The sequence below is a fragment of the Arthrobacter sp. LjRoot14 genome (assembly GCF_964253905.1).
Lineage (GTDB): Bacteria > Actinomycetota > Actinomycetes > Actinomycetales > Micrococcaceae > Arthrobacter.
The window spans coordinates 2,718,044-2,738,413 of sequence record NZ_CAXURL020000001.1; the positions used below are offsets into that span (position 1 = coordinate 2,718,044).

21 protein-coding genes and 1 pseudogene are annotated in these 20,370 nt (G+C 65.4%); 8 read left to right on the plus strand and 14 right to left on the minus strand.

What is annotated here, in order from left to right; translation table 11 throughout:
• Positions 1 to 21 precede the first annotated feature (21 nt).
• The gene (locus ACSQ12_RS12165) at positions 22 to 276 is read left to right on the plus strand and encodes a hypothetical protein (protein ID WP_209744286.1); all 255 of its coding nucleotides are present in this window, start codon (positions 22 to 24) and stop codon (positions 274 to 276) included.
• On the opposite strand, the gene ACSQ12_RS12170 is transcribed toward ACSQ12_RS12165, so the two are convergent.
• Complete coding sequence (locus ACSQ12_RS12170) at positions 243 to 761, minus strand: DNA alkylation repair protein (protein WP_436065564.1); 519 nt, start codon at positions 759 to 761, stop codon at positions 243 to 245. The two genes, ACSQ12_RS12165 and ACSQ12_RS12170, sit on opposite strands and share 34 nt — an antisense overlap.
• 98 nt (positions 762 to 859) lie before the next feature.
• Here ACSQ12_RS12170 and ACSQ12_RS12175 point away from each other — a divergent pair, with 98 nt between their 5' ends.
• Positions 860 to 1,792 (plus strand): ribonuclease Z, encoded by a 933-nt coding sequence (locus ACSQ12_RS12175; RefSeq protein WP_436065565.1) that lies wholly within the window; start codon positions 860 to 862, stop codon positions 1,790 to 1,792.
• Here the strand turns inward: ACSQ12_RS12175 and ACSQ12_RS12180 are convergent.
• The 3 genes and pseudogenes from ACSQ12_RS12180 to glnQ all read right to left on the minus strand — a co-directional run.
• Entirely contained in the window at positions 1,786 to 2,613 is an 828-nt protein-coding gene (locus ACSQ12_RS12180; protein ID WP_436065566.1) for a CPBP family intramembrane glutamic endopeptidase, read from the minus strand. The genes ACSQ12_RS12175 and ACSQ12_RS12180 overlap by 7 nt on opposite strands.
• Positions 2,606 to 2,785, minus strand: a complete 180-nt coding sequence (locus ACSQ12_RS12185; protein ID WP_436065567.1) for a dienelactone hydrolase family protein — start codon at positions 2,783 to 2,785, stop codon at positions 2,606 to 2,608. Before ACSQ12_RS12185 ends, ACSQ12_RS12180 begins: the two co-directional genes overlap by 8 nt.
• Positions 2,786 to 2,923: 138 nt before the next feature.
• Positions 2,924 to 3,007, minus strand: a pseudogene (gene glnQ / locus ACSQ12_RS12190) (glutamine ABC transporter ATP-binding protein GlnQ); the annotation flags it as partial.
• Between the two features lie 105 nt (positions 3,008 to 3,112).
• Between glnQ and ACSQ12_RS12195 the strand changes: the two are divergent.
• The 5 genes from ACSQ12_RS12195 (at position 3,113) to ACSQ12_RS12215 (ending at position 7,561) form a co-directional block, all read left to right on the plus strand.
• Positions 3,113 to 3,808 carry a maleylpyruvate isomerase family mycothiol-dependent enzyme gene (locus ACSQ12_RS12195; protein ID WP_436065568.1) on the plus strand — a complete coding sequence of 232 codons (696 nt, stop codon included), beginning with the start codon at positions 3,113 to 3,115 and terminating at the stop codon, positions 3,806 to 3,808.
• A 164-nt stretch (positions 3,809 to 3,972) separates the two neighbouring features.
• A complete protein-coding gene (locus ACSQ12_RS12200) occupies positions 3,973 to 4,527 on the plus strand; it encodes a DUF2087 domain-containing protein (protein ID WP_436065569.1) in 555 nt (184 codons plus the stop codon).
• A gap of 77 nt (positions 4,528 to 4,604) precedes the next feature.
• Positions 4,605 to 6,215: a DUF222 domain-containing protein gene (locus ACSQ12_RS12205; protein WP_436065570.1), complete on the plus strand. Its 1,611-nt coding sequence runs from the start codon at positions 4,605 to 4,607 to the stop codon at positions 6,213 to 6,215.
• 75 nt (positions 6,216 to 6,290) lie between these two features.
• Entirely contained in the window at positions 6,291 to 6,689 is a 399-nt protein-coding gene (locus tag ACSQ12_RS12210; RefSeq protein WP_436065571.1) for a YybH family protein, read from the plus strand.
• On the plus strand, positions 6,686 to 7,561 hold the full coding sequence (locus ACSQ12_RS12215; RefSeq protein ID WP_436065572.1) for an SDR family oxidoreductase: 876 nt from the start codon (positions 6,686 to 6,688) through the stop codon (positions 7,559 to 7,561). Before ACSQ12_RS12210 ends, ACSQ12_RS12215 begins: the two co-directional genes overlap by 4 nt.
• Before the next feature lie 242 nt (positions 7,562 to 7,803).
• Here ACSQ12_RS12215 and ACSQ12_RS12220 read toward each other — a convergent pair whose 3' ends face one another.
• The 9 genes from ACSQ12_RS12220 to ACSQ12_RS12260 form a co-directional block, all read right to left on the minus strand.
• Positions 7,804 to 8,058 (minus strand): hypothetical protein, encoded by a 255-nt coding sequence (locus ACSQ12_RS12220; protein ID WP_436065573.1) that lies wholly within the window; start codon positions 8,056 to 8,058, stop codon positions 7,804 to 7,806.
• Positions 8,059 to 8,584: 526 nt separating this feature from the next.
• The gene (nrdF, locus tag ACSQ12_RS12225; RefSeq protein ID WP_011692198.1) at positions 8,585 to 9,559 is read right to left on the minus strand and encodes a class 1b ribonucleoside-diphosphate reductase subunit beta; all 975 of its coding nucleotides are present in this window, start codon (positions 9,557 to 9,559) and stop codon (positions 8,585 to 8,587) included.
• 107 nt (positions 9,560 to 9,666) lie between these two features.
• Positions 9,667 to 11,850 (minus strand): class 1b ribonucleoside-diphosphate reductase subunit alpha, encoded by a 2,184-nt coding sequence (gene nrdE, locus ACSQ12_RS12230; protein WP_436065574.1) that lies wholly within the window; start codon positions 11,848 to 11,850, stop codon positions 9,667 to 9,669.
• Positions 11,851 to 11,852: 2 nt separating this feature from the next.
• Positions 11,853 to 12,341, minus strand: a complete 489-nt coding sequence (nrdI, locus tag ACSQ12_RS12235) for a class Ib ribonucleoside-diphosphate reductase assembly flavoprotein NrdI (protein WP_209744259.1) — start codon at positions 12,339 to 12,341, stop codon at positions 11,853 to 11,855.
• A gap of 51 nt (positions 12,342 to 12,392) precedes the next feature.
• Positions 12,393 to 12,638, minus strand: a complete 246-nt coding sequence (gene nrdH / locus ACSQ12_RS12240) for a glutaredoxin-like protein NrdH (RefSeq protein WP_011692201.1) — start codon at positions 12,636 to 12,638, stop codon at positions 12,393 to 12,395.
• Positions 12,639 to 13,085: 447 nt separating this feature from the next.
• Complete coding sequence (locus tag ACSQ12_RS12245) at positions 13,086 to 14,324, minus strand: class I SAM-dependent methyltransferase (protein WP_436065575.1); 1,239 nt, start codon at positions 14,322 to 14,324, stop codon at positions 13,086 to 13,088.
• The gene (locus ACSQ12_RS12250; protein ID WP_209744254.1) at positions 14,321 to 15,712 is read right to left on the minus strand and encodes a class I SAM-dependent methyltransferase; all 1,392 of its coding nucleotides are present in this window, start codon (positions 15,710 to 15,712) and stop codon (positions 14,321 to 14,323) included. The genes ACSQ12_RS12245 and ACSQ12_RS12250 overlap by 4 nt, the downstream gene beginning before the upstream one ends.
• On the minus strand, positions 15,709 to 16,437 hold the full coding sequence (locus ACSQ12_RS12255; RefSeq protein WP_436065576.1) for a DUF1365 domain-containing protein: 729 nt from the start codon (positions 16,435 to 16,437) through the stop codon (positions 15,709 to 15,711). Before ACSQ12_RS12255 ends, ACSQ12_RS12250 begins: the two co-directional genes overlap by 4 nt.
• Complete coding sequence (locus ACSQ12_RS12260; RefSeq protein ID WP_436065577.1) at positions 16,437 to 17,801, minus strand: NAD(P)/FAD-dependent oxidoreductase; 1,365 nt, start codon at positions 17,799 to 17,801, stop codon at positions 16,437 to 16,439. The genes ACSQ12_RS12255 and ACSQ12_RS12260 overlap by 1 nt, the downstream gene beginning before the upstream one ends.
• 209 nt (positions 17,802 to 18,010) lie before the next feature.
• Between ACSQ12_RS12260 and ACSQ12_RS12265 the strand changes: the two genes are divergently transcribed.
• A complete protein-coding gene (locus ACSQ12_RS12265) occupies positions 18,011 to 18,925 on the plus strand; it encodes a LysR family transcriptional regulator (protein ID WP_436065578.1) in 915 nt (304 codons plus the stop codon).
• Here the strand turns inward: ACSQ12_RS12265 and ACSQ12_RS12270 are convergent.
• Positions 18,922 to 20,364, minus strand: coding sequence for an aldehyde dehydrogenase family protein (locus ACSQ12_RS12270; protein WP_436065579.1), 1,443 nt, complete (start codon positions 20,362 to 20,364; stop codon positions 18,922 to 18,924). The genes ACSQ12_RS12265 and ACSQ12_RS12270 overlap by 4 nt on opposite strands.
• Positions 20,365 to 20,370 lie beyond the last annotated feature (6 nt).

Genomic DNA, 20,370 nt, shown 5'->3' on the forward strand with positions numbered 1-20,370 from the left:
CGCATGAAGCGGAATACGTAGGTGAAAAACTATTGCGTGGCCATCTGCCAGCTGAGCGATCAGCCGCCGGAGGATTTCGACGTCAACACGGAGCTCTTGATCCTCGAGGGCAAGGAACTGCATGTGGCGACGTGGGACGCCGAGCCGCGGGACGGTGGCTTCGACGTCCTGGTCCTCAACGACCGCGTCAGCGCCCTGGGGTTCATGGTGGTTACTGACTGGGAGTTCCTGGAGGGCAGGGCCTACGCGGTGGTGGAGCGTCGGGCCGGCGGCTGAGCGGCGTCCGCAAGCGACAGCGCGGCCGCGCGCCTCAGCCACGGATCAGGATCCCGCGCCCAGCGCTCCAGCACAGCATGTGCCCGCGTCCCCGCCTGTCCTTCCAGCGCCGCCACCAAGGGACGGACGACGTCGACGGCGAGCGGGTCCACCAGCTCACCCAGCTGCGCCTCCCGCACAAAGCCCTCGATCCGGGTGAGGTCGGAGTTGTTGAGCAAGGCCACCCTGGACTGCAGCAGGACAACCGCCGCCAGGCGGCGCTCGAAGACGGGCACGGACCACAGCTCGGTGCTGAGGGCAGTGACGTCATCGTGGACGAGGTCACGGTGGCGGCGCAGCATGTCACGGATGGTCCCCCGCACCGCGCCGACGGATGCACCGTAGAACTGAAGCCGGTCGCCCAGCCTGGCCTGCGCCTCTTCTGCCCTGAGCCAGGAACTCTCCCGCTGCAGCGAGGCATCCACGAAGTCACAGGCATCGGTCACCCGACTATTCTGTCCTAATATCGTGTGTCGCACATGGGCGCCGGCGCCCGCGTGCGGCCCGCGAGCGCGTTCCGCGGCAACGTGAGAAACTCAGTCCCATGCGTGAACTGGTCGTCCTCGGAACCGCCTCGCAGGTTCCCACCCGGACCCGAAACCACAACGGCTACCTGCTTCGATGGGACGGCCAAGGGCTGCTCTTCGATCCCGGCGAAGGCACCCAGCGGCAGATGATCCACGCCGGCGTTTCAGCCAGCCAGATCACGCGGATCTGCCTCACGCATGTTCACGGGGACCACTGCTACGGGCTTCCGGGCGTGCTCTCGAGAATGGTCCTCGACGGCGTGCAGCACCCGGTGGACCTGCATTTTCCAGCCGCCGGCGGAGACGTGGTCCGCGCCCTCGCCTCCATCGCCTCCCCCGGCCTGGACCTGCGGCTGCATCCGCACAACGGTCCGGGGCAGATCGCGCCCGGCCTGGAGGTGCGGCCCCTGCGGCATCGCATCGACACTTTCGGCTACCGGCTGGTCGAGCCCGAGGGGCGAACGCTCCTGCCCCATCAGCTCGCAGCGGCAGGCATCGCCGGGCCGGAGATCGCACAGCTACAGCGTGAAGGGACAGTGCGCGGCGTGCGTCTGGCGGACGTGAGCGTTCCTCGCCCCGGCCAGAGTTTTGCCTTCGTCATGGATACCGCGGAATGCGACGGCGCCGGGGAACTCGCCGACGGTGTGGACCTCCTCGTGACGGAGTCCACCTTCAGCGACGATGACGCCGCGCTTGCCGCCCGGTATCTTCACCTCACCGCCGGACAGGCCGGCGCGCTGGCGTCCACCGCCGGGGCCGGAATGCTCCTCCTCACGCATTTCTCGTCCCGCTATACCGACGTCAGTGAGCTGGCGGAGCAGGCCCGTGCCCGCGCGGGCCTGGCCGCCGTCGTCGCCGCACAGGATCTGGACAGAATTCCATTACCCAGGAGGCAGCGGGATTCCCGGCTTGCTGGCGAGGTTCCTGCCCCGGGGCTCCAGCATCAGTAGACGAAGATGTCGATCCAGGCGCGGTTGTGGGCATGCAGCAGGACCAGGAACAGCACAAAGTCGAACAGCAGGTGGACGGCCACAATGTAGGACAGTGACTTCGTCCGGGTGAAGATGACAGCCTGGAGCATGGCGAAGGGAAAGATAAACACTGGTGCCCACGCGTGGAAACCCAGTTCCCACAGGAACGAGGTAAACAGGACGGCCTGCAGTACGTTGGCCTGTGAGAGCGGCAGGTGGCGGCGCAGGAGCGCAAAGACGGTGCAGATAAAGAACAGCTCGTCCCAGATGCCCAGCGCGTTTGTGCCCAGGAAGAGACGGAAGATCCCTTCGGGGTCCGATACCGCGGGCCAGTTACTGTATACCCCGGTATTGACCATGTACGCCGGGAGCAGGGCGTACCCCATCAGCACGACGGCGGCGAGGTACCATTTTTCCGTTCGCGTCCATGGGTGCCCGGTCAGCACGGGAAACCTGACAGCGTGCTCCTTGAAGGCCCATCGGGACATCGCGTAAGGAACTCCCACCGCGATGATCATCGCCGTGCCCATAACCGCCATGTGCCCGGTGCTGATGTCAGTGGTGATCGGAACCAGGCTGATGGCTATGAGCCCGACAGCGATCAGGGCGAGGTCGCGGAGGAGCGCACGGTCAATGAACCCCGCCAGCACCAGGGCCAGCGCCAGCAGCCCGTACCCCGGAACTTTCTGTTCCAGGACGTACAGGACGAAGCCGGAGAGCGACACGAGGGCCGAGGGAATCAGCTTCAGCGTCAGGCCGTTGCGGACGCTGGTTCCGGCCGCGGGCGCACGACTAGACATATTTGCCGAACCAGGCAATCGTGTCGTTCCAGGCTGCGGTGGCCTGCGCCTCGTTGTAGCGCTCGCCGGTGTCGTTGTGGAACGCGTGGTCGACGCCGGGATACACCTTAAGCTCGTGCCTGACCTCAGAGCCCGTTAGGGCATCCCGGCGCGTGAACGTGTGTTGGCTCATGGCACCGGCACGGTAGTCTCGAAGAACTCCTCGATCAGGTATTTCTCAAACTTGCCGAGCTGCACTGTCATGGCGGGCCTCCTGCCGTCTATCTATCAGCCTAGAACGGGTTGAGCAGCCGGTCCACGAACTGCCGGTCAGGGCATCCCCTACGAGTTCAAAGTCCAGCGCCGAGGTCGGCTCGTCAAAAAGGAGGAGCTGCGGCCGTAAGGCCAGGGCGCGGTCCCTGGCCTCGGCAATCGCCAGCTGTACCGCAGGCCGGCAGTCCACCTCAGACGACAGCAAGATCTGCTTTTGGGGAGAACAGTTGCCACGTAGGCTCTTGCCATGTCGCCCGATCGCTACCTCGCCGAACTGGCCGGTTTCCTGGACAGTCTCACGGCACTCGCCCGCCAGCCCGACGATGTGCTGTCCCGTTCCGTTCCGGCGTGCCCCGGCTGGACCCTGGACCAGTTGTTCGGGCACGTCGGTTCCATCGAACGCTGGGCCGCCGCTGTGGTTCGTGGCGGGAAGTACGTTGACGAACCGGCACCCCCGGCCGCGGGTGCCGCCGCGTGGTTCATCGAGGGCACTGAACCGTTCTTAGAGACGATGGCGTCCCTTGAGCCCGCGGCACCGTGCTGGAACTTTGGACCTCCGCCACCTACGGCGGGTTTCTGGCTTAGACGCCAGGCGCACGAGCATGCCATCCACCTCATCGACGCAAGCCGGGCGTCCGGACTTGCTGCGCCGGTTCCCGCCGCGGATTTCATGCTCGACGGCGTCGACGAGGTCCTGTCGATGTTCACCCCGCGACAGCTGCGATTGGAGCGGATGCAGCCACCGGAGCAGGCGATCGCGTTCCATGTGGCGGGGGCGGGCGCGTGGACCGTGGGCAGCGGTACCGCGGCGGCGTCTGTCACCGCGTCGGTAGCGGACATGTACTTCGGCCTCTGGGGCAGGGCCAGCCTCAAAGACGCGGCGATCATCGACGGCGACGCAGACCTTGCGCTTCGCGTCCTCCGGGGGCCGCTCACACCGTGAGCGGGCTGATTTCCCTGCCCAACGACCGCCGTCGTACCGGTTCAGGGCCGGGGAAACAGCCTTTCGACGCGGCGCAGCCGGCGCCCGCCCGCAGTCCCTGTCGGTCACAGTCGGACGGAGGCTACGATCTTGCAGGGTAACCAAGCACGCGGCTAGGAGTACAGGTGGTCAAGACGCAGAGCGGGGATGATGGCGGGAGCGGGCCAGCGAGGCAAGGCGGACCGCACTGGCGGCGGGTGCTGGCAGCCCTCGGCAACGATGATGCACGGACGGCTTACGCTCAAGTAGTGCTCGGCGCCAAGCTCCCGGAAGCGATCGCTGATCTGAACGAACAGCGGCGAAACCGGGCCGTTACTGCCCTGCTCGAGTCCGGGCTCGTCGAACCCAACGCTGCCGGCGAGCTGGAGGCGTCCGGGGCGATCTTCCGCCGCCTTCTCACGCAACAACCCCGGCGACAGCCGCAGACCGGATTGGACCGGTTTTTGCGCTTGGGCAGGATCGAGCGGTATCCGGCCAACAAGGCGGAACGACGGGAGCTCCTCGCCTGGATTGTCAGCAATTCCATCAGGCTCGACGAAGACCTATCGGAACGACAGGTCAATGAACGGCTTCTCAGTTATACGGACGATGTCGTGCTGCTGCGCCGTTACATGGTCGACTTCGGCCTGTTGGAACGGACACCTTCGGGGTCCTCCTATTACCGGCCGAAGGAAAAATAACACGTAGGGCGGCAACGGCTGATGGCGATTCCAGCAACCGCATCAATAATGTCAGTGGCTCCTGAGATGCTGGGGGTATGGACAGCAGCACAGCCTGGAGCGGGGAGAGCAGGGAGGCCATGGCGGCCGTCCTGGCCTCCACTGCTGCGCTTGCGTCCATTATCGAAACCGGCATGGACCGGGCCGGTTCGCCCTGCGCCGATCCCCCGCCCGGCACCGATCCGCTGCGGGATCTGGCGGATGACTGCCTGGACGGACTCGCCGAATTGGCCCGGCTGGAAGCCCGGACCGCCGCGCTGAAAGTCAGGCTGGCTGCCTTCTATGTGGAGGCAACCAGGGCTTTGGCATCACCGACGGCATCCCTGCAGGACCGCAGCGCCCGGGAGATGGCCACCGTTGCCGAGGTCGCCTGCGTCCTGACCGTCAGCGAACGTTCCGCCGGAGCCCTCCTGTCCGACTCCCTGGCACTGACAACCTCGCTCCCGCTGACGCTGGCGGCACTGGGGGCCGGGAAGATTTCCTGGCAGCACGCCCGGATCATCGTCGACGAAACCACCAGCTTGGATCCTGGCGGAGCGGCCGCCCTGGAAGCGCACTTCCTGAATCCCGAAGCCCCCAACCCCGCCCGCGGATGCACAGCCGGGGACCTCGTCCCGTCCCGCTTCCGAGCCAAGGCACGCACCTGGCGGGAACGCCACCACCCGGTCAGCATCGAAACACGCCACACCAAGAGTGCCGGGGACCGGCGGGTCGAGTACCACCCGGACCGGGACGGCATGGCATGGCTCTCCGCCTACCTTCCCGCCGACACAGCTGCGGGAATCTGGGAACGGACCACCGCCGCCGCCCGCTCCCTGCAAAGCCCGGACGAGGCCAGGACCCTCACCCAGCTCCGCGCCGACATCGCCGCCACGTGGCTCCTCGGCGGCCACGCCATCGGCGGCGGGACCGCTGGCGGAACGGCCGACGGCGGCACAGACTTGGGTGGGGAACTGGCCGGAGACGTCCCGTCCCCGAGGGCGCAGGTCCTCATCACTGTCCCGGTCTTGTCAATGCTGGGCGCCACGGATGAACCGGCCATGCTGGACGGGTCCGGGCCGATCCCGCCGTCCACGGCCCGCCGCCTGATCGCCGACGGCGCCGATTCCTTCTACCGCGTCCTGGTCGACCCCCGCGACGGTGCCCCGCTGGAAATCGGACGGACCAGCTACCGGCTCACGAAGGCCCAACGTCAGTGGCTCCGCCTCCGCGACGGCAGATGCCCGTTCCCCGGCTGCAGCAACCAGTCACTGGACGACGAAGCCGACCACCTCCTGGCCTGGGCCGACGGCGGCACCACCGACATCTCCAACCTGGGCCAGCCGTGCCGCAAGCACCACCGCCTCAAACACAGCTCTGCCTGGACACCAGCCGGTGCCAGCAAGGACAGCCCGCCCGGGTGGACTTCGCCGGCAGGGCGGCACTACCCCAGTGAGCACCAGGACTGGGAGCCACCACGATGGCCGGACAACCTGATGAGCGGGGACGCACTCCCGGAATCCGACTCGGCACTACCGCTGGATCCCTTCCCGGAATGGTACTTATTCACGTCCGCGTACCGGCTCCCCGCCCCAGCCGTTGACGATGTGCCGTGGCCAATGCCCTTGGACCACTTCCTCCCTGAAGAGCTCATGCTCCAACGGGTCTGATCGACCACCTTGGTGCCGTTTCTGCGCGCCCCTCGACGCACTGTGCAATGCCCCGGGCCGGATGCATACTGAGATATGACCGACGCCGAAGATTTCTTAGCCTGGGTTAAGTCCGCGCTGTACGAAGCGGAACGGGCGCTTCATGACGGCGATGCGACACCCCGGCGGGCACTATGGTCCCGGAATGAACCCGTAAGCATCCTGGGCGCATGGCGCAATGCGTACGGCCGTGAGGAGATTGAAGAAGCCTTCGCCGCCCTGGAGAAGGCCTTCTCCAACTGCACGTCCTACAGTTTCGAATTACAGGCCTATGACGTGGCCGGCGCCATGGCATACACCGCCGGCCTGGAGCATGTCTCCACCTCCGTGGACGGTCAGCCACGCAGCTACACCCTGCGCGCCACCCAGGTCTACCGCCGTGAAGACGGCGGATGGAAGGTGGCGCATCGGCACGCCGACACCGTGACCGAGTGAGAACCGCTAACGGCACCCCGGAAGTGTCCCTGCAACGACGAGTCCTCCGCGGACGCGTAGCCGTCGTGACGGGCTCGACACGCGGTCTGGGGTTTGCGATGGCCCGGCTGCTGGGCCATCACGGCGCAACTGTGGTGCTGGCATCCAGGTCGGACGTCGACGTCGCGGCCGCCGTCGAGATCCTGCACGCGGAAGGGATCGCGGCGTCCGGACGTCGCTGCGACACTGCTGACCTGGCCGACGTCGAGGCCCTGCGCGACGAGGCCCAAAACCATGGGACGCTTGACATCTGGGTCAACAATGCCGGAGTCTCCGGTGTCTTCGGGCCCACGGCGTCCACGCCGGTCGACGACTTCACGCGGGTGGTTCGTACGAACATCCTCGGCACGTTCCACGGGTCCAGGGTTGCGTTGCCGGTTTTCCTCGGCCAAGGCCACGGCGACCTTGTCAACGTCTACGGCCAAGGCGACCAGGGGCCGGTGGCGCTACAGAACGCGTATGCGTCGAGTAAGCGGTGGGTCCGCCAGTTCACCGAGACGTTGCGGCTGGAGACCCGAGGCACCGGCGTCCGGGTGCATGGCATGAATCCGGGCCTGGTGGTGACAGACATGTTGGGGCACGTTACGACGCAGCCGGGGTATGAGCATCGACTGGGCGGCCTGCAGGTCGTCGTCGGACTATGGGGGCAGACGCCCGACGAAGCTGCGCGCCCGCTTCTGGACCTCGTAACGTCAGACGCGGGCGAGTTCCGGTATCTGACCAAGACGACCATGGTGTCGCGCGGGGTGCGCAATTTAGTCGCCGGACGCCTCCGCCGCGCCAAGCGCATGCCCCTGGACGTCACCGTCCTCGACACGGACTCCACGGGCTGACTGGGCCGGGTCTTCCTTGCGTCACCTGTGCAGGACGGTTCATCCCGACGGGGGCGCGAACTGGCTGGCAGTGAACTCCGCTCCCTGGGGGTCCCGGATCAGTGCCGTACGCGTCCACTCGGTGTCATCTTGGCTCAGGACCTGGGCGCCCAGTCGCCAGCATCGGTCAGCACCGCACTTCGGCCGCCTTCGCCCGCATCGGCAGGCGCCGATCGCACCGCGGCACCGGCAGCAACCAAGCGCTACACTGCGGTATCCGCGTCCTTGACGGCTATGTAGGTGCTCCACACCGCGGCACCGCCCTGGGTGCTGGCCAACCCGCCGACGTCCTGGCCGTTGAGCTTTGCTATCAAGTAACGGCTTGGCCCTCCCGGCCTCATGACGTCCTCGAATGTACAGCCGAAGAGTCCTGAGTAGAACCCTGCGGCGGCCTCGACGTCAGGTTGCCCGGTATCGATCCAACATGGGACGCCCTGCGGGTAGGCCCGTTCAGTCATGTCTGGCTCACCTCCACCATCGCCGGCAGCCCGGTTCGGACCCTCAGTCGTGTTCATCGCAGGGCTTCGCATTCCCCTGTAGGCCTCCCCGGCCCCAGCCAGGAAAATCAGGACAGTGAGGTTAGACCGGGCTAGGTGCCCAAGCGTGGCCAGACCCCACGGGTAATGGGCGGGGAGGGCCACTGCGATCCCGACGGTCGGGACCATAACGGCTGTTGCGAAGGCCCACCGTTCACCTCGGCGCACCCCGTACCAGGACATGCCCGCGATGGCCACTCCGGTCGCAGCGATGAAGCCGCTGAGCGCAATGTGCAAATGGCTGATGTCAAGGAAGACCACGGCTTACGCAACGAAGGCCAGTCCGGCAAGCGACAAGAGAGACTCGGGAACAGGAGACGCGCGTGGGCGGCGACCCGAAAAGGATGCTCTCCTCGACACGTTGTGGTGTGCGGTCGCGCAAGAAAGCCGCGCCACAGGATGCGGCGCGGCTTTCAAGGGAGGTCGGCTGAACCCCGAACAAGAAGACTTAGAAGTCCCAGTCCTCATCCTCGGTGTTGACAGCCTTGCCGATCACATAAGACGAACCCGAACCCGAGAAGAAGTCGTGGTTCTCGTCAGCGTTCGGAGACAGGGCCGAGAGGATGGCCGGGTTCACGTCGGTGACGGAAGCCGGGAACATGGCTTCGTAGCCCAGGTTCATCAGCGCCTTGTTGGCGTTGTAGTGCAGGAACTTCTTGACGTCCTCGGCCAGGCCGACGGAGTCGTAGAGGTCGTGCGTGTACTGGACTTCGTTTTCGTACAGCTCGAAGAGCAGTTCGAAGGTGTAGTCCTTGATCTCCTGGCGCTTTTCCTCGGAGACCTTTTCCAGGCCCTTCTGGAACTTGTAGCCGATGTAGTAGCCGTGCACGGCCTCATCGCGGATGATCAGGCGGATCAGGTCTGCCGTGTTCGTCAGCTTGGCCCGTGAGGACCAGTACATCGGCAGGTAGAAGCCCGAGTAGAACAGGAAGCTCTCCAGCAGCGTGGAAGCCACCTTGCGCTTCAGGGGGTCGTCACCCTGGTAGTAGTCCATGACGATCTGCGCCTTCTTCTGAAGGTTCGCGTTCTCGGTGGACCAGCGGAACGCCTCGTCGATCTCCTTGGTGGAGGCCAGCGTGGAGAAGATGGATGAGTAGCTCTTCGCGTGCACGGATTCCATGAAGGCGATGTTCGTGTACACGGCTTCTTCATGCGGGGTGATCGCGTCCGGGATCAGCGAGACCGCGCCGACGGTGCCCTGGATGGTGTCCAGCAGGGTCAGGCCGGTGAATACGCGCATGGTGAGCTGCTGCTCGTCCGGCGTCAGCGTCGCCCACGACTGGACGTCGTTGGACAGCGGCACCTTCTCCGGCAGCCAGAAGTTGTTGACCAGGCGGTTCCAGACATCCACGTCCTTGTCGTCCTGGATGCGGTTCCAGTTGATGGCCTCGACGTGGCTAAGCAGCTTGACCTTCTCGGTCATGTCATCCCCTAAACGTTGGGTGGTTTCTCTAAGTTAAAGCGTACGACGGCGGGCGGGCGCCCGCCGTCGTACTCAAGCTATGGTCTCGACAGGCTCGACCACCGGGGTTACAGCATGCAGCTGACGCAGCCCTCCACCTCGGTCCCTTCCAGCGCGAGCTGGCGGAGACGGATGTAGTAGATGGTCTTGATGCCCTTCTTCCAGGCGTAGATCTGGGCCCGGTTGATGTCGCGCGTGGTGGCGGTGTCCTTGAAGAACAGCGTCAGGGACAGGCCCTGGTCCACGTGTTGCGTGGCAGCGGCGTAGGTGTCGATGACCTTCTCGTAGCCGATCTCGTACGCATCCTGGTAGTACTCCAGGTTGTCGTTCGTCAGGTACGGCGCCGGGTAGTACACGCGGCCCAGCTTGCCTTCCTTGCGGATTTCGATCTTGGACGCCACCGGGTGGATCGAGGAGGTGGAGTTGTTGATGTAGCTGATCGAGCCCGTCGGCGGAACGGCCTGCAGGTTCTGGTTGTAGATGCCGTTCTCCATGACGGACGCCTTCAGCTCGCGCCAGTCATCCTGGGTGGGGATGTGGATGTTCTTGAACAGCTCCGCGACCTTCTCGGTCTGCGGCACCCACTCCTGCTCCGTGTACTTGTCGAAGAACTCGCCCGAGGCGTACTTGGACTTCTCGAAGCCGCCGAAGGTCTGGCCGGTCTGGATGGCCAGCTTATTGGAGGCGCGGACCGCGTGGTACACCACCGAGTAGAAGTAGATGTTGGTGAAGTCCAGGCCCTCTTCGGAACCGTAGTGCACCCGCTCACGTGCCAGGTAGCCGTGCAGGTTCATCTGGCCCAGGCCGATGGCGTGGCTCTGGTCGTTGCCGCGGGCGATGGACGGCACCGAGGTGATGTTGGACATGTCCGACACGGCCGAGAGCGAGCGGATGGCCGTCTCGATGGTCAGGCCGAAGTCCGGCGAATCCATGGTCTTCGCGATGTTCAGCGAGCCCAGGTTGCAGGAGATGTCCTTGCCGGTCTGGTCGTAGGACAGGTCATCGTGGTACGTGGTGGGCTGCGAAACCTGGAGGATCTCGGAGCACAGGTTGGACATGATGATCTTGCCGTCGATCGGGTTTTCCCGGTTCACGGTGTCCTCGAACATGATGTACGGGTAGCCGGATTCGAACTGGATCTCGGCGAGGGTCTGGAAGAACTCGCGGGCCTTGATCTTGGTCTTCTTGATCCGGGAATCGTCCACCATCTCGTAGTACTTCTCGGTGACCGAGACATCGGAGAACGGCATGCCGTAGACGCGTTCGACGTCGTACGGGGAGAACAGGTACATGTCCTCGTCCCGCTTGGCCAGCTCGAAAGTGATGTCCGGGATCACGACGCCGAGTGAGAGGGTCTTAATGCGGATCTTTTCGTCCGCGTTTTCCCGCTTGGTGTCCAGGAACCGGTAGATGTCCGGGTGGTGGGCGTGCAGGTACACCGCGCCGGCACCCTGGCGGGCACCGAGCTGGTTGGCGTAGGAGAAGCTGTCCTCGAGGAGCTTCATCACGGGGATGACGCCCGAGGACTGGTTTTCGATCTGCTTGATCGGCGCGCCGACTTCGCGGATGTTGGTCAGCGCGAACGCCACGCCGCCGCCGCGCTTGGACAGCTGCAGGGCGGAGTTGATGGAACGGCCGATCGACTCCATGTTGTCTTCGATGCGGAGCAGGAAGCAGGAGACCAGCTCGCCGCGCTGCTTCTTGCCGGCGTTCAGGAACGTGGGGGTGGCCGGCTGGAAGCGGCCCTCAATGATCTCATCCACCATCTGCAGGGCAAGCTGCTCGTCGCCGCGGGCCAGGTGCAGGGCAACCATGCAGACGCGGTCCTCGTAGCGCTCCAGGAAGCGCTTGCCGTCAAACGTCTTCAGCGTGTAGGACGTGTAGAACTTGAACGCGCCCAGGAAGGTTTCAAAGCGGAACTTCTTCTTGTAGGCGCGGTTGAAGAGTTCACGGATGAAGTTCATCGTGTACTGGTCGAGGGTCTCGCGCTCGTAGTACTGGTTCTTCACCAGGTAGTCGAGCTTCTCTTCCAGGTCGTGGAAGAACACGGTGTTGTTGTTCACGTGCTGCAGGAAGTACTGGTGCGCGGCCTCGCGGTCCGCCTCGAACTGGATCTCCCCGTTCGGTCCGTACAGGTTCAGCATCGCGTTCAGTTCGTGGTAGCCCAGCCCCTTGTAGGCGGCGGGCAGCGCGGGCTTCTCTGCGGTCTTCTCGACGGCGGCCCCCGCGCGGGGACCCTGACCCTCAGGCATGGTTACTTCTGTGTCTGCGACAGTAGTGTCCAAAACTTGTCCAATCCTTGGTTTACCAGGCGGACGTCTTCAGGCGTCCCCATGAGTTCGAAGCGGTAGAGGTGCGGTATCTGGCATTTGAAGGCGATGATGTCGCCCGCCATGCAGTAGTTGTCCCCGAAATTCGTGTTTCCTGCGCCGATCACCCCGCGGATCAGAGCCCTGTTCTGCGGGTTGTTGAGGAACCGGATCACCTGTTTCGGCACTGAACCCTCGCCGCCCGTTCCTCCGTAGGTGGGAACCACCAGGACGAAGGGCTCGGTAGCTACGAGTTCAGTTTCACGCTGATGCAGGGGAATCCGGGCTGCATCCCGGCCGAGCTTCTCAATGAAGCGCCGGGTGTTCTCGGAAGCCGAGGAAAAGTAGATGAGGTGACTGGAGGTCCGGTTCATGGGCGTCGTATTCACAGCATCTGCTGCGAGCGGCGCATCGGCAAGTGCCGGCGCTGCCATGGGAGTCACCTCATCTACGTAAAGTTCTTTGCCGGAAGCGGCGGGCGGAGCCTAGGCCACTGAGGCGGCTGCGCTCAGCGCCAGCTCCTCGATCTTGTCCGGGCGGAAGCCTGACCAGTGATCCTGGTCCGTGACCACGACGGGAGCCTGCATGTAGCCGAGGGCCTTCAGCCGCTCGAGGGCATCCGCGTCCTGGGAGATGTCGACGCTCTGGTAGGTGATGCCCTTCTTGTCCAGCGCGCGATATGTTGCGTTGCACTGAACACAGGCCGGCTTCGTGTAAACCGTAACGGTCATGGTTCCTGTCCCCTTTGTTGAAGTCACTGCTTTTTGAAGTCTCTGGATCATCGTTGCGGTAGACACTGCCCGGATCTGAAACCCCTGCTCGATGCCGGTCCTGCGTCCCGCTCAATCTGTATGTCGATACTACATGTAGTGCACGGCCCCGATGTGGACCCCAACATGATGTATTACAAGTATGTCATTTAATGCACCGTTAATCCACAGGCCAGGGGCTGAAAAATGTCCGTGTTTCAGCTGTTTTAATGGACGAAATCCACACCCTGTGGAGGAGTTAGCCACAATTAATCCCCCAGCGTGTCGCGCCGTAGACGGCGTGTCGCCGCTGCGGGGCAGGCGTGTCGGAGGGCACACAAAAGGGGTCCTGAAACCTTTTTCAGGACCCCCGATGTGATGAAAGGAACGGCGTGGCGGCCAGAGCCGACCTGCCAGACGGTGTCGGGCTCAGCCGTGCGGAGCCGGCCGGCTGCAGAGAATCTGTTCGACGCCCATCCTGCCTTCGGCGAAGCTGCGCAGGGCACCGACGAGGTAGAGCCGCCAGACGCGCGCTATCTCCTCCCCCATCATGTCGACGGCGGCTTCCTGGTTCGCCTCGAAATTGGCGTACCAGGCCTCAAGGGTGCGCACATAGTCCGTCCGCATTGCCTCCACGGCCTGGACCTCAAAGCCGGCATCCTCCAGGAAACCGAGGGTCTCGCCAACCGGGCGCATGTGCATGTCCGGTGCGATGAAGGATTCGATGAACGGCCCTCCCCCGGGGTGCTTTCCGCGCCGGGACATCTGCTGGACCAGCACGCGCCCGCCGGGAACGACGTTATTGAACAACGCAGCTGCATACACGGGGTAGTTGCGCTGGCCCACGTGTTCGCCCATTTCCAGGGAGGCGACGGCGTCGAACGGCCCGTCCGGGATCTCGCGGTAGTCCTGGACCCGGATGTCCACACGGCCTTCCAGTCCGCGTTCGCCGATCCGGGCGTCGATGAAGGCCTTCTGTTCCGTGGAAAGCGTGACACCCACGACGTCGGCACCGTAGTGCTGTGCTGCGTGCAGGCTCAGCGAACCCCAGCCGCAGCCGACGTCAAGCAGGCGCATGCCGGGCTTGAGCCCGATCTTCCGGCAGACGAGGTCCAGCTTGTCCCGCTGGGCGTCCTCCAGCCCGTAGTTCTCGGAGGAGTCCGTCCAGTACGCGCTCGAGTAGGCCATCTGGGGATCCAGGATGAGTCCGTAGAACTCGTTGCTGAGGTCGTAGTGGTGGCTGATGGCCGCCCGGTCCCGGAGGAGGCTGTGGAGCTTTCCCTTCACCCGGGCCTGGCTGGCGGGCGGCTGCGGCGGAGTGCCGATGGCACCTGCCGCCTTTGCGATCCTGCCCACGCCTGCCAGGACGGCCGGCGTGGGCCGGATCCCGGAGAGTCCTCGTTCCCGGACCACCTTCCAGAGGTGTTCCAGGGCTGAGTTCAGGTCGCCGTCGACGTCCAGTTCGCCGGTGACGTACGCCTGGGCTACCCCGAGCTCCCCCGGCGCCCACAGCAGCCGGCGGATGGCGTCGGGATCCTTCAGCCGCACTACCGGAGCGTCGGCCGGGCCCGCCTCGCTGCCGTCCCACACCTTGAGCCGGACGGGAAGTTCCCCGCCGACCACCGGCCGCAGGACCTCGGCGATGGTGTCCGCGAGCGGCGCCGTCATACTGCGGCTCCGCCGGCCGCACGCCTGGATGCTGCGTGGTCCAGGACAATTTGCTGGACGTCGAGGTAGCCCGTCTCAAAGCCTGCCCTGGAATAGCAGAGGTAGAACAGCCACATCCGCTGGAAGATCGAATCGAACCCCATGGCCGCTACCTCGTCGGCGCGGGACATGAAGCGTTCCTCCCAGAGCCGCAGGGTCTGCGCATAGTGCTCGCCCATGGCGAGGCGTTCGCGGACCCGGAGCCCGGTCTGCTTCTCGGTGATTTCCTCGATGGCCCGGACAGACGGAATGACGCCGCCGGGGAAGATGTACTTGTGCACCCAGGTGTAGCTTGTCCGGGTGGCGATCAGCCGGTCGTGCGCGATGGTGATCGCCTGGATGGCCACCTTCCCGCCGGGGGCCAGGACGCGCTCGATCGTCTGGAAGTAGGTGGCCCAGTATTCGTAGCCGACGGCCTCGATCATTTCCACCGAGACAACGGCGTCGTACTCGCCTTCCACCGCCCGGTAGTCCTTGAGCTCAATGGTGACGGCATCGGCGTAGCCGGCCTCGGCCACGCGCTGGCGGGCGAGTTCCTGCTGTTCGCTGGAGAGCGTGACCGAATACACCGTGGCGCCGCGGGCAGCAGCACGCAGCGCGAGTTCGCCCCAGCCCGTGCCGATTTCCAGCACGCGCGTCCCCTCGCCGACGCCGGCTTTGTCCAGCAGCCGGTCGATCTTCGCCTGCTGCGCGGCGGCGAAACCGTCCCAGGCCACCGTCCGCAGGGAGTCGCCCCGTTCCGGGAACAGTGCACTGGAGTAGGTCATGGTGCTGTCCAGGAACGAGGAAAACAGTTCGTTGGAGAGGTCGTAGTGCCGGGAGATGTTGGAGCGTGTGTTCTGTTCGGTGTTCCGTTCCCTGCGCGGCTGGCGCGGCAGGTAGAGTGCTCGCAGTTTCTGCAAGGGCTCGGGCACGAGGGTCCCGACGCGGGCCGCGAAGACTTCCATGACGGCGGTGAGATCGTCGGCGTCCCAGTCGCCGGCCATGTAGGACTCTCCGAGTCCGATCAGCCCGCCGTCGCCCAGCCGGGCAGCGAAAGCCTCCGGCCGGTTCATGGTCATGACCGGGTACGGATTGCCGGGTGCCGGATCGGACGCCGCTTTGCCGAGGACGGTGCCGTCCGGGTACCGGACTTCCAGCGGCAGGGTACGGACGGCGGCCCTGAAGATGGCGTCCGCAATCCGCCCGGCCACCCGTGCCTTGAGGCTGTCAGGCGTGGTGGCGATGCTGGGCCAGATGGCGGCGTCGATAGTGACGGGCGGCTGTGGAACCGAGTACGGAACCCGGCCTGCGTGGCCTTCGCCCTGTCCGCGCCCCGCTGCGGATCCGGTAGCTTCGGTGATGGTCACTGTACTGCCTCCTGTGAAGGGTGTTGTGGTCGTTTGATGATGGGCAGCCGACGCGCCCAAAGTTTGATGCCCTGCCAGCGGATCTGCGCAGACACCCGGAGCGGCGCCAGCGGAACCGCGAGCGCGGCGGACAGGATGTTCGGCACCGATGCCTCGCGGCGTTCGCCGTCAACCGTTGCCACGAAGGGCTTCTGGCCTTCGCGCTCCAGCACGATGGACACTGCGAGCCGCTCCCCCGGTTCCGGAAGTTTCATCCGGTACTGGCCTTCGACGTCGTTGAACGGGGAAACGTAGAACGCTTTGGGAACGCTGGCCCTGCCGGAATGGTCCGTTTCGAGCAGGTAACAGTGCCGTTCACCATAGGTGTTGTGGACCTCCGCAACCACGCAGCGCAGGCCGCCGGCGGCGTCATGGCACCAGAACAGGCTGAGCGGGTTGAACACGTGGCCGAAAACCCGGGCGCTGGCCAGCATGGTGATCCTGCCGCCGTCGAGCTCTATTCCCCGGGTCCGCAGGAACCGTTCGACATTGCCCCGGAGCGAGCCAACCGGGTCGCCGAGATGATCCGAGACGCGGAAACCGGCCAGCGGCCGGAGCAGCCACGGCAGTGACGGAAGCGTGTCGACGTCGACGTACCAGCTGTAGCTGCGGTAGGTAAAGGCATTCTGCAGGGGTGTGCGCCGCACATGGGCTATGGACGTACGGTAGATGGCTGCCCCTTGCATCAGCCGACCTCCGCGGCAACGCTCTGCAAGCCTGGACCGGAGACCGGCTGCTCCTCCCAGTTCCGGCCAAGCCGGGCAGCCGCTTTCACGCCGGAGAGGGCACCGTCCTCGTGGAAGCCCCAGCCGTGGTAGGCGCCGGCGAAGGCCAGGTGTTCGTCCCCCAGGGCCAGGATCTGCTGCTGTGCCCGGAGCGAATCCGGCGTGTACTGCGGGTGCTCGTAGACCATCCGGTCCAGTACCGTCCCGTCGGCGATGAGTTCGGATTCCCCGAGGCTCACGATGTAGCGTCCGCCGTCGGCAGGTTCGAGTCGCTGCAGGCGCGTCATGTCGTAGCTGACCAGCACCTTGTCCGGACGTGCGTCGCAGGACGGCAGACGGTAGTTCCAGGACGCCTGGGCGTTTGCGCTGCGCGGCAGGACGGCTTCGTCGCGGTGAAACAGTGTCTGGTTTACCGAGTAGGGCATGCCGGCGAGCGCCTCGCGCTCGGCTGAGGAGGCATCGGCGAGCATGCTCAGGGCCTGGGCCGGGTGGGTGGCAATGACGACGGCGTCGAAAGATTCCGTGCCCTGCGCGGTGGTCAGCTCAACGCCGTCACCGCGGCGGTGCACCGAGGTGACCGGGCTGGACAGCCGGATGTCCGTCAGCGTCGCGGCCAGCTTATCCACGTACGTGCGGGAGCCCCCCTTGACCGTCCGCCACTGGGGTGAGCCTGACACTCCGAGCAGCCCGTGGTGGGCAAGGAAGGTGAACAGGTAGCGGGCCGGGTACGCCAGCGCCGTGGCGGGGTCGCAGGACCAGACGGCGCTCACCACGGGGGTCATAAAGTGCGAGATGAAGTAGTTGCTGAACTTCTCCCGGGCGAGGAAGTCCCCCAGCGTCAGTTCCGGTTCCCCGCCGGCGGCCGCATTCCGGGACGCCCCGGCAAGCAAAGCCCGGGCACGGCGGTGGAAGCGTGTCACCTCCAGCAGCATCAGCAGGTACCGGCCGCGCAGGAGGGTGGACGGCCGGGGAATGATGCCGCGCCCCTTGGCGCGGGCGCCGGCATATTCCAGGCCGCAGCCGTCGCAGCGCACCGACATGCTCATCTCGGAGTCCTGCGTCTCCACGCCGAGCTCCGCGAAGAGCCGCAGGAGTGTGGGGTAGGTGCGTTCGTTGTGGACGATGAAACCCGTGTCCACGCCAAGGTCAGGGCCGCCCTCCTGCCCTACATCGTGGGTGTGGGCATGCCCGCCCAACCGGGAGTCCGCCTCGAATAACGTCACGTTGTCCCGCTGGTTCAGGACATATGCCGCGGTCAGTCCTGCCACGCCGCTGCCAATGACGGCTACCCGCCGGCCGTCCGGAATGCTTGCTGCTTGCGACACTGATCTGCTCCTGTTGGCTTCGCCTGAATCGTCCTGATGAATCGTCTTATGGGCAATTCGTCACCGAGGGGTTCCCGGATGACTACGAATTCCAGCCGGGCGCCTTGACGCGATTCTGCCCCATGAACGCGGCCCGCCTGACGCGACATTCCGGGGCTGAGGGGCGATATGCCACAATGAAGCGGGATTTCCAAGGCGAAGGGCAACCATTGATCAACCCCGTTCATCTGCGGACCCTCGTGGAGGTCACCCGCCTTGGCTCATTCGCGGCAGCCGCCAACCGGCTGGGCTACACGGCTTCCGCGGTTTCCCAGCAGATGTCTGCCCTGGAACGGGACACGGGCGTGGACCTCTTCCAGCGTTCGGCCAGGAGCATCCAGCCCACCGAGGCCGCCCTGGTGATGACGCGGCACGCCGCCAAGGTCCTCACCGACATTGAGGCCCTCATGGCGGCCGCCTCCCGGACGCACGACGCCACCCATCAGGAGCTCAGGCTGGGCATCTTCCCGAGCCTGGCAACGTACGTCCTGCCGCAGATCCTGCAGAACCCGAAGTGGAAGGACCTGGGCATCGACCTCAGGGTGTCCGTGGCTGAGCCGTCCCAGACCATCCAGGGGCTGCGCACTGGCGGCGAACTAGATGTGGCCCTGGTCTACCAGGTGGGCCAGTCCGGCCTGGCATGGCCCCACACCGTGAACCGGCAATGGATCGGCGACGACGAATTCCGTGTGGTGCTGCCGGCAGCCTGGGGTTTCCGTGCCGAGGCCAAAGTGGCGGCGGACCATCTGTCCGATATGCCATGGATCGTCCACCACCCGGGCACCAGCGACGCCACGGTCATTGAACGGCTGTTCGCCAGCTGCAACCTGCACCCCCGCGTAGTGGCCTACAGCGACGATTTCCATGCCAGCCTCGAAATGGCCGCCGCGGGGCTGGGCGCCGCGCTGGTCCCTGAGCTTGCCCTGCGTCACCGGCCTGCCGGGGTGGTGGTCCTAGACGTTCCGGAGATCCGGCTGGCACGGAACGTCTTCGCCCTGCTGATCAATGACAAGCGGACGGCGCGGGTGCAGCTCTTCGTCGAACTCCTGGCTGACACCCTGCACAGCATGGGAACCGCCCGCTAGGCCTGAGGGGCACCGGGACGGCCGACTTTCGGACGGCCCGCTCTCGGACGGCCCGGAACCCGCCCGGCCAATGACAGCAGGGCGGTCACCACCTTGTCTTTCGCCCCTCCGTAAGGCGGATAGGCCAGCCGGAGGGTGTCCGGCCACATCGGCTTGTCCATGCCTGCCCGTTCGTGCGAGAACGTCCGCACGGAATGTTCACCGTGGTATGCCCCCATGCCGCTGCCGCCCACCCCGCCGAACGGGAGGCCCGGAACCGAGAGGTGTGCCGCCGGTGCTCCGTAGGCCAGCGCGCCCGACGACGTTTCCGCTGCGAAGGCGCTGCGCACGGCCTCCTCTTCGCTGAAGACATACACTGCCAGCGGCTTGGAACCGGAATTGATCATGCGGATGGCTTCATCACGCCCGGATACCGGCACCAGCGGCAGCAGCGGACCGAAGATTTCCTCGCCCAGGACTGCATCGCCGGGGGCGGGGCGCAGCAGGGTCGGTGCAAAATACCTGCTGCCCGGGTCCCGCTGGCCGCCGTGCACCACGGTGCTGCCGTCCGCCAGTTCAGCGATTCTTTCAAAGTGCCGGCCATCCACGATCCGGCCGTAGGAAGCGCTGGACGCCGGGTCCTTGCCGAACATGGCGGTGATGGCGTCCACAAGCAGCGGTTCCAGCGCGTCCAGAACCTCGGGGGCGGCCAGCACATAATCCGGTGCGACGCACGTTTGCCCGGCATTCATGAACCTGCCCCAGGCAAGGCGTCCGGCGGTGGTCGCGAGGTCGGCGGTCCCGTCCACGAAAGCCGGGCACCTGCCACCCAGCTCCAGGGTCACCGGCGTCAGGTGTTCGGCCGCAGCCCGCATGACCACCCGGGCCGCGTCCTGGCCGCCGGTGAAGAAGATGTGGTCGAAGCGCTCTGCCAGCAGTGCCTTGGTTTCCGGGATGCCTCCTGGCACCACCTCGGCGGCACCGTCCAGATACTCCGGCACCCAGCGGACCAGGGCGGCCGATGTGGCAGGGGCGTGCTCGCTCGGCTTGACCACCACGGTGTTGCCGGCCGCCAGGGCCCCGGCCATCGGCGCCAGCGTCAGCTGGACCGGGTAGTTCCAGGTACCGATCACCAGCACCACTCCGAGCGGAGTCAGCTCGGTCCAGGCCCGGGCCGGCTGCATGGCAAGCGGAACGTCCACCCGGCGGCGCCGAAGCCAGCCCGCAAGATGCCGCTCCAGGTGGGCCACTTCCGCGGTCACAAAACCGATCTCGGTCAGCTGGGACTCGCTGCGGTGCTTGCCCAGATCGCTGAGCAGCGCAGCGGCAAAATCCTCCCGGTGTTCGGTCAGCATCCTGCGCAGATTGCCCAGCTGTTCGAGCCGCCAGGCCAGCGGGCGGCTCACCCCGCTGTCGAACAGTTCTCGGGATCGGGCGACGGCGGCAGCGGCAGTAAGCATCCGATC

Bases quoted from the DNA above. Each gene is read 5' to 3' on its own strand.
- nrdF (WP_011692198.1), bottom strand. From the start codon at position 9,559: ATGACCGAGAAGGTCAAGCTGCTTAGCCACGTCGAGGCCATCAACTGG.
- nrdI (WP_209744259.1), bottom strand. From the start codon at position 12,341: ATGGCAGCGCCGGCACTTGCCGATGCGCCGCTCGCAGCAGATGCTGTG.
- nrdE (WP_436065574.1), bottom strand. From the start codon at position 11,850: ATGCCTGAGGGTCAGGGTCCCCGCGCGGGGGCCGCCGTCGAGAAGACC.
- nrdH (WP_011692201.1), bottom strand. From the start codon at position 12,638: ATGACCGTTACGGTTTACACGAAGCCGGCCTGTGTTCAGTGCAACGCA.
- ACSQ12_RS12270 (WP_436065579.1), bottom strand. From the start codon at position 20,364: ATGCTTACTGCCGCTGCCGCCGTCGCCCGATCCCGAGAACTGTTCGAC.
- ACSQ12_RS12255 (WP_436065576.1), bottom strand. From the start codon at position 16,437: ATGCAAGGGGCAGCCATCTACCGTACGTCCATAGCCCATGTGCGGCGC.
- ACSQ12_RS12175 (WP_436065565.1), top strand. From the start codon at position 860: ATGCGTGAACTGGTCGTCCTCGGAACCGCCTCGCAGGTTCCCACCCGG.
- ACSQ12_RS12205 (WP_436065570.1), top strand. From the start codon at position 4,605: ATGGACAGCAGCACAGCCTGGAGCGGGGAGAGCAGGGAGGCCATGGCG.
- ACSQ12_RS12185 (WP_436065567.1), bottom strand. From the start codon at position 2,785: ATGAGCCAACACACGTTCACGCGCCGGGATGCCCTAACGGGCTCTGAG.
- ACSQ12_RS12195 (WP_436065568.1), top strand. From the start codon at position 3,113: ATGTCGCCCGATCGCTACCTCGCCGAACTGGCCGGTTTCCTGGACAGT.
- ACSQ12_RS12220 (WP_436065573.1), bottom strand. From the start codon at position 8,058: ATGACTGAACGGGCCTACCCGCAGGGCGTCCCATGTTGGATCGATACC.
- ACSQ12_RS12180 (WP_436065566.1), bottom strand. From the start codon at position 2,613: ATGTCTAGTCGTGCGCCCGCGGCCGGAACCAGCGTCCGCAACGGCCTG.
- ACSQ12_RS12210 (WP_436065571.1), top strand. From the start codon at position 6,291: ATGACCGACGCCGAAGATTTCTTAGCCTGGGTTAAGTCCGCGCTGTAC.
- ACSQ12_RS12245 (WP_436065575.1), bottom strand. From the start codon at position 14,324: ATGACGGCGCCGCTCGCGGACACCATCGCCGAGGTCCTGCGGCCGGTG.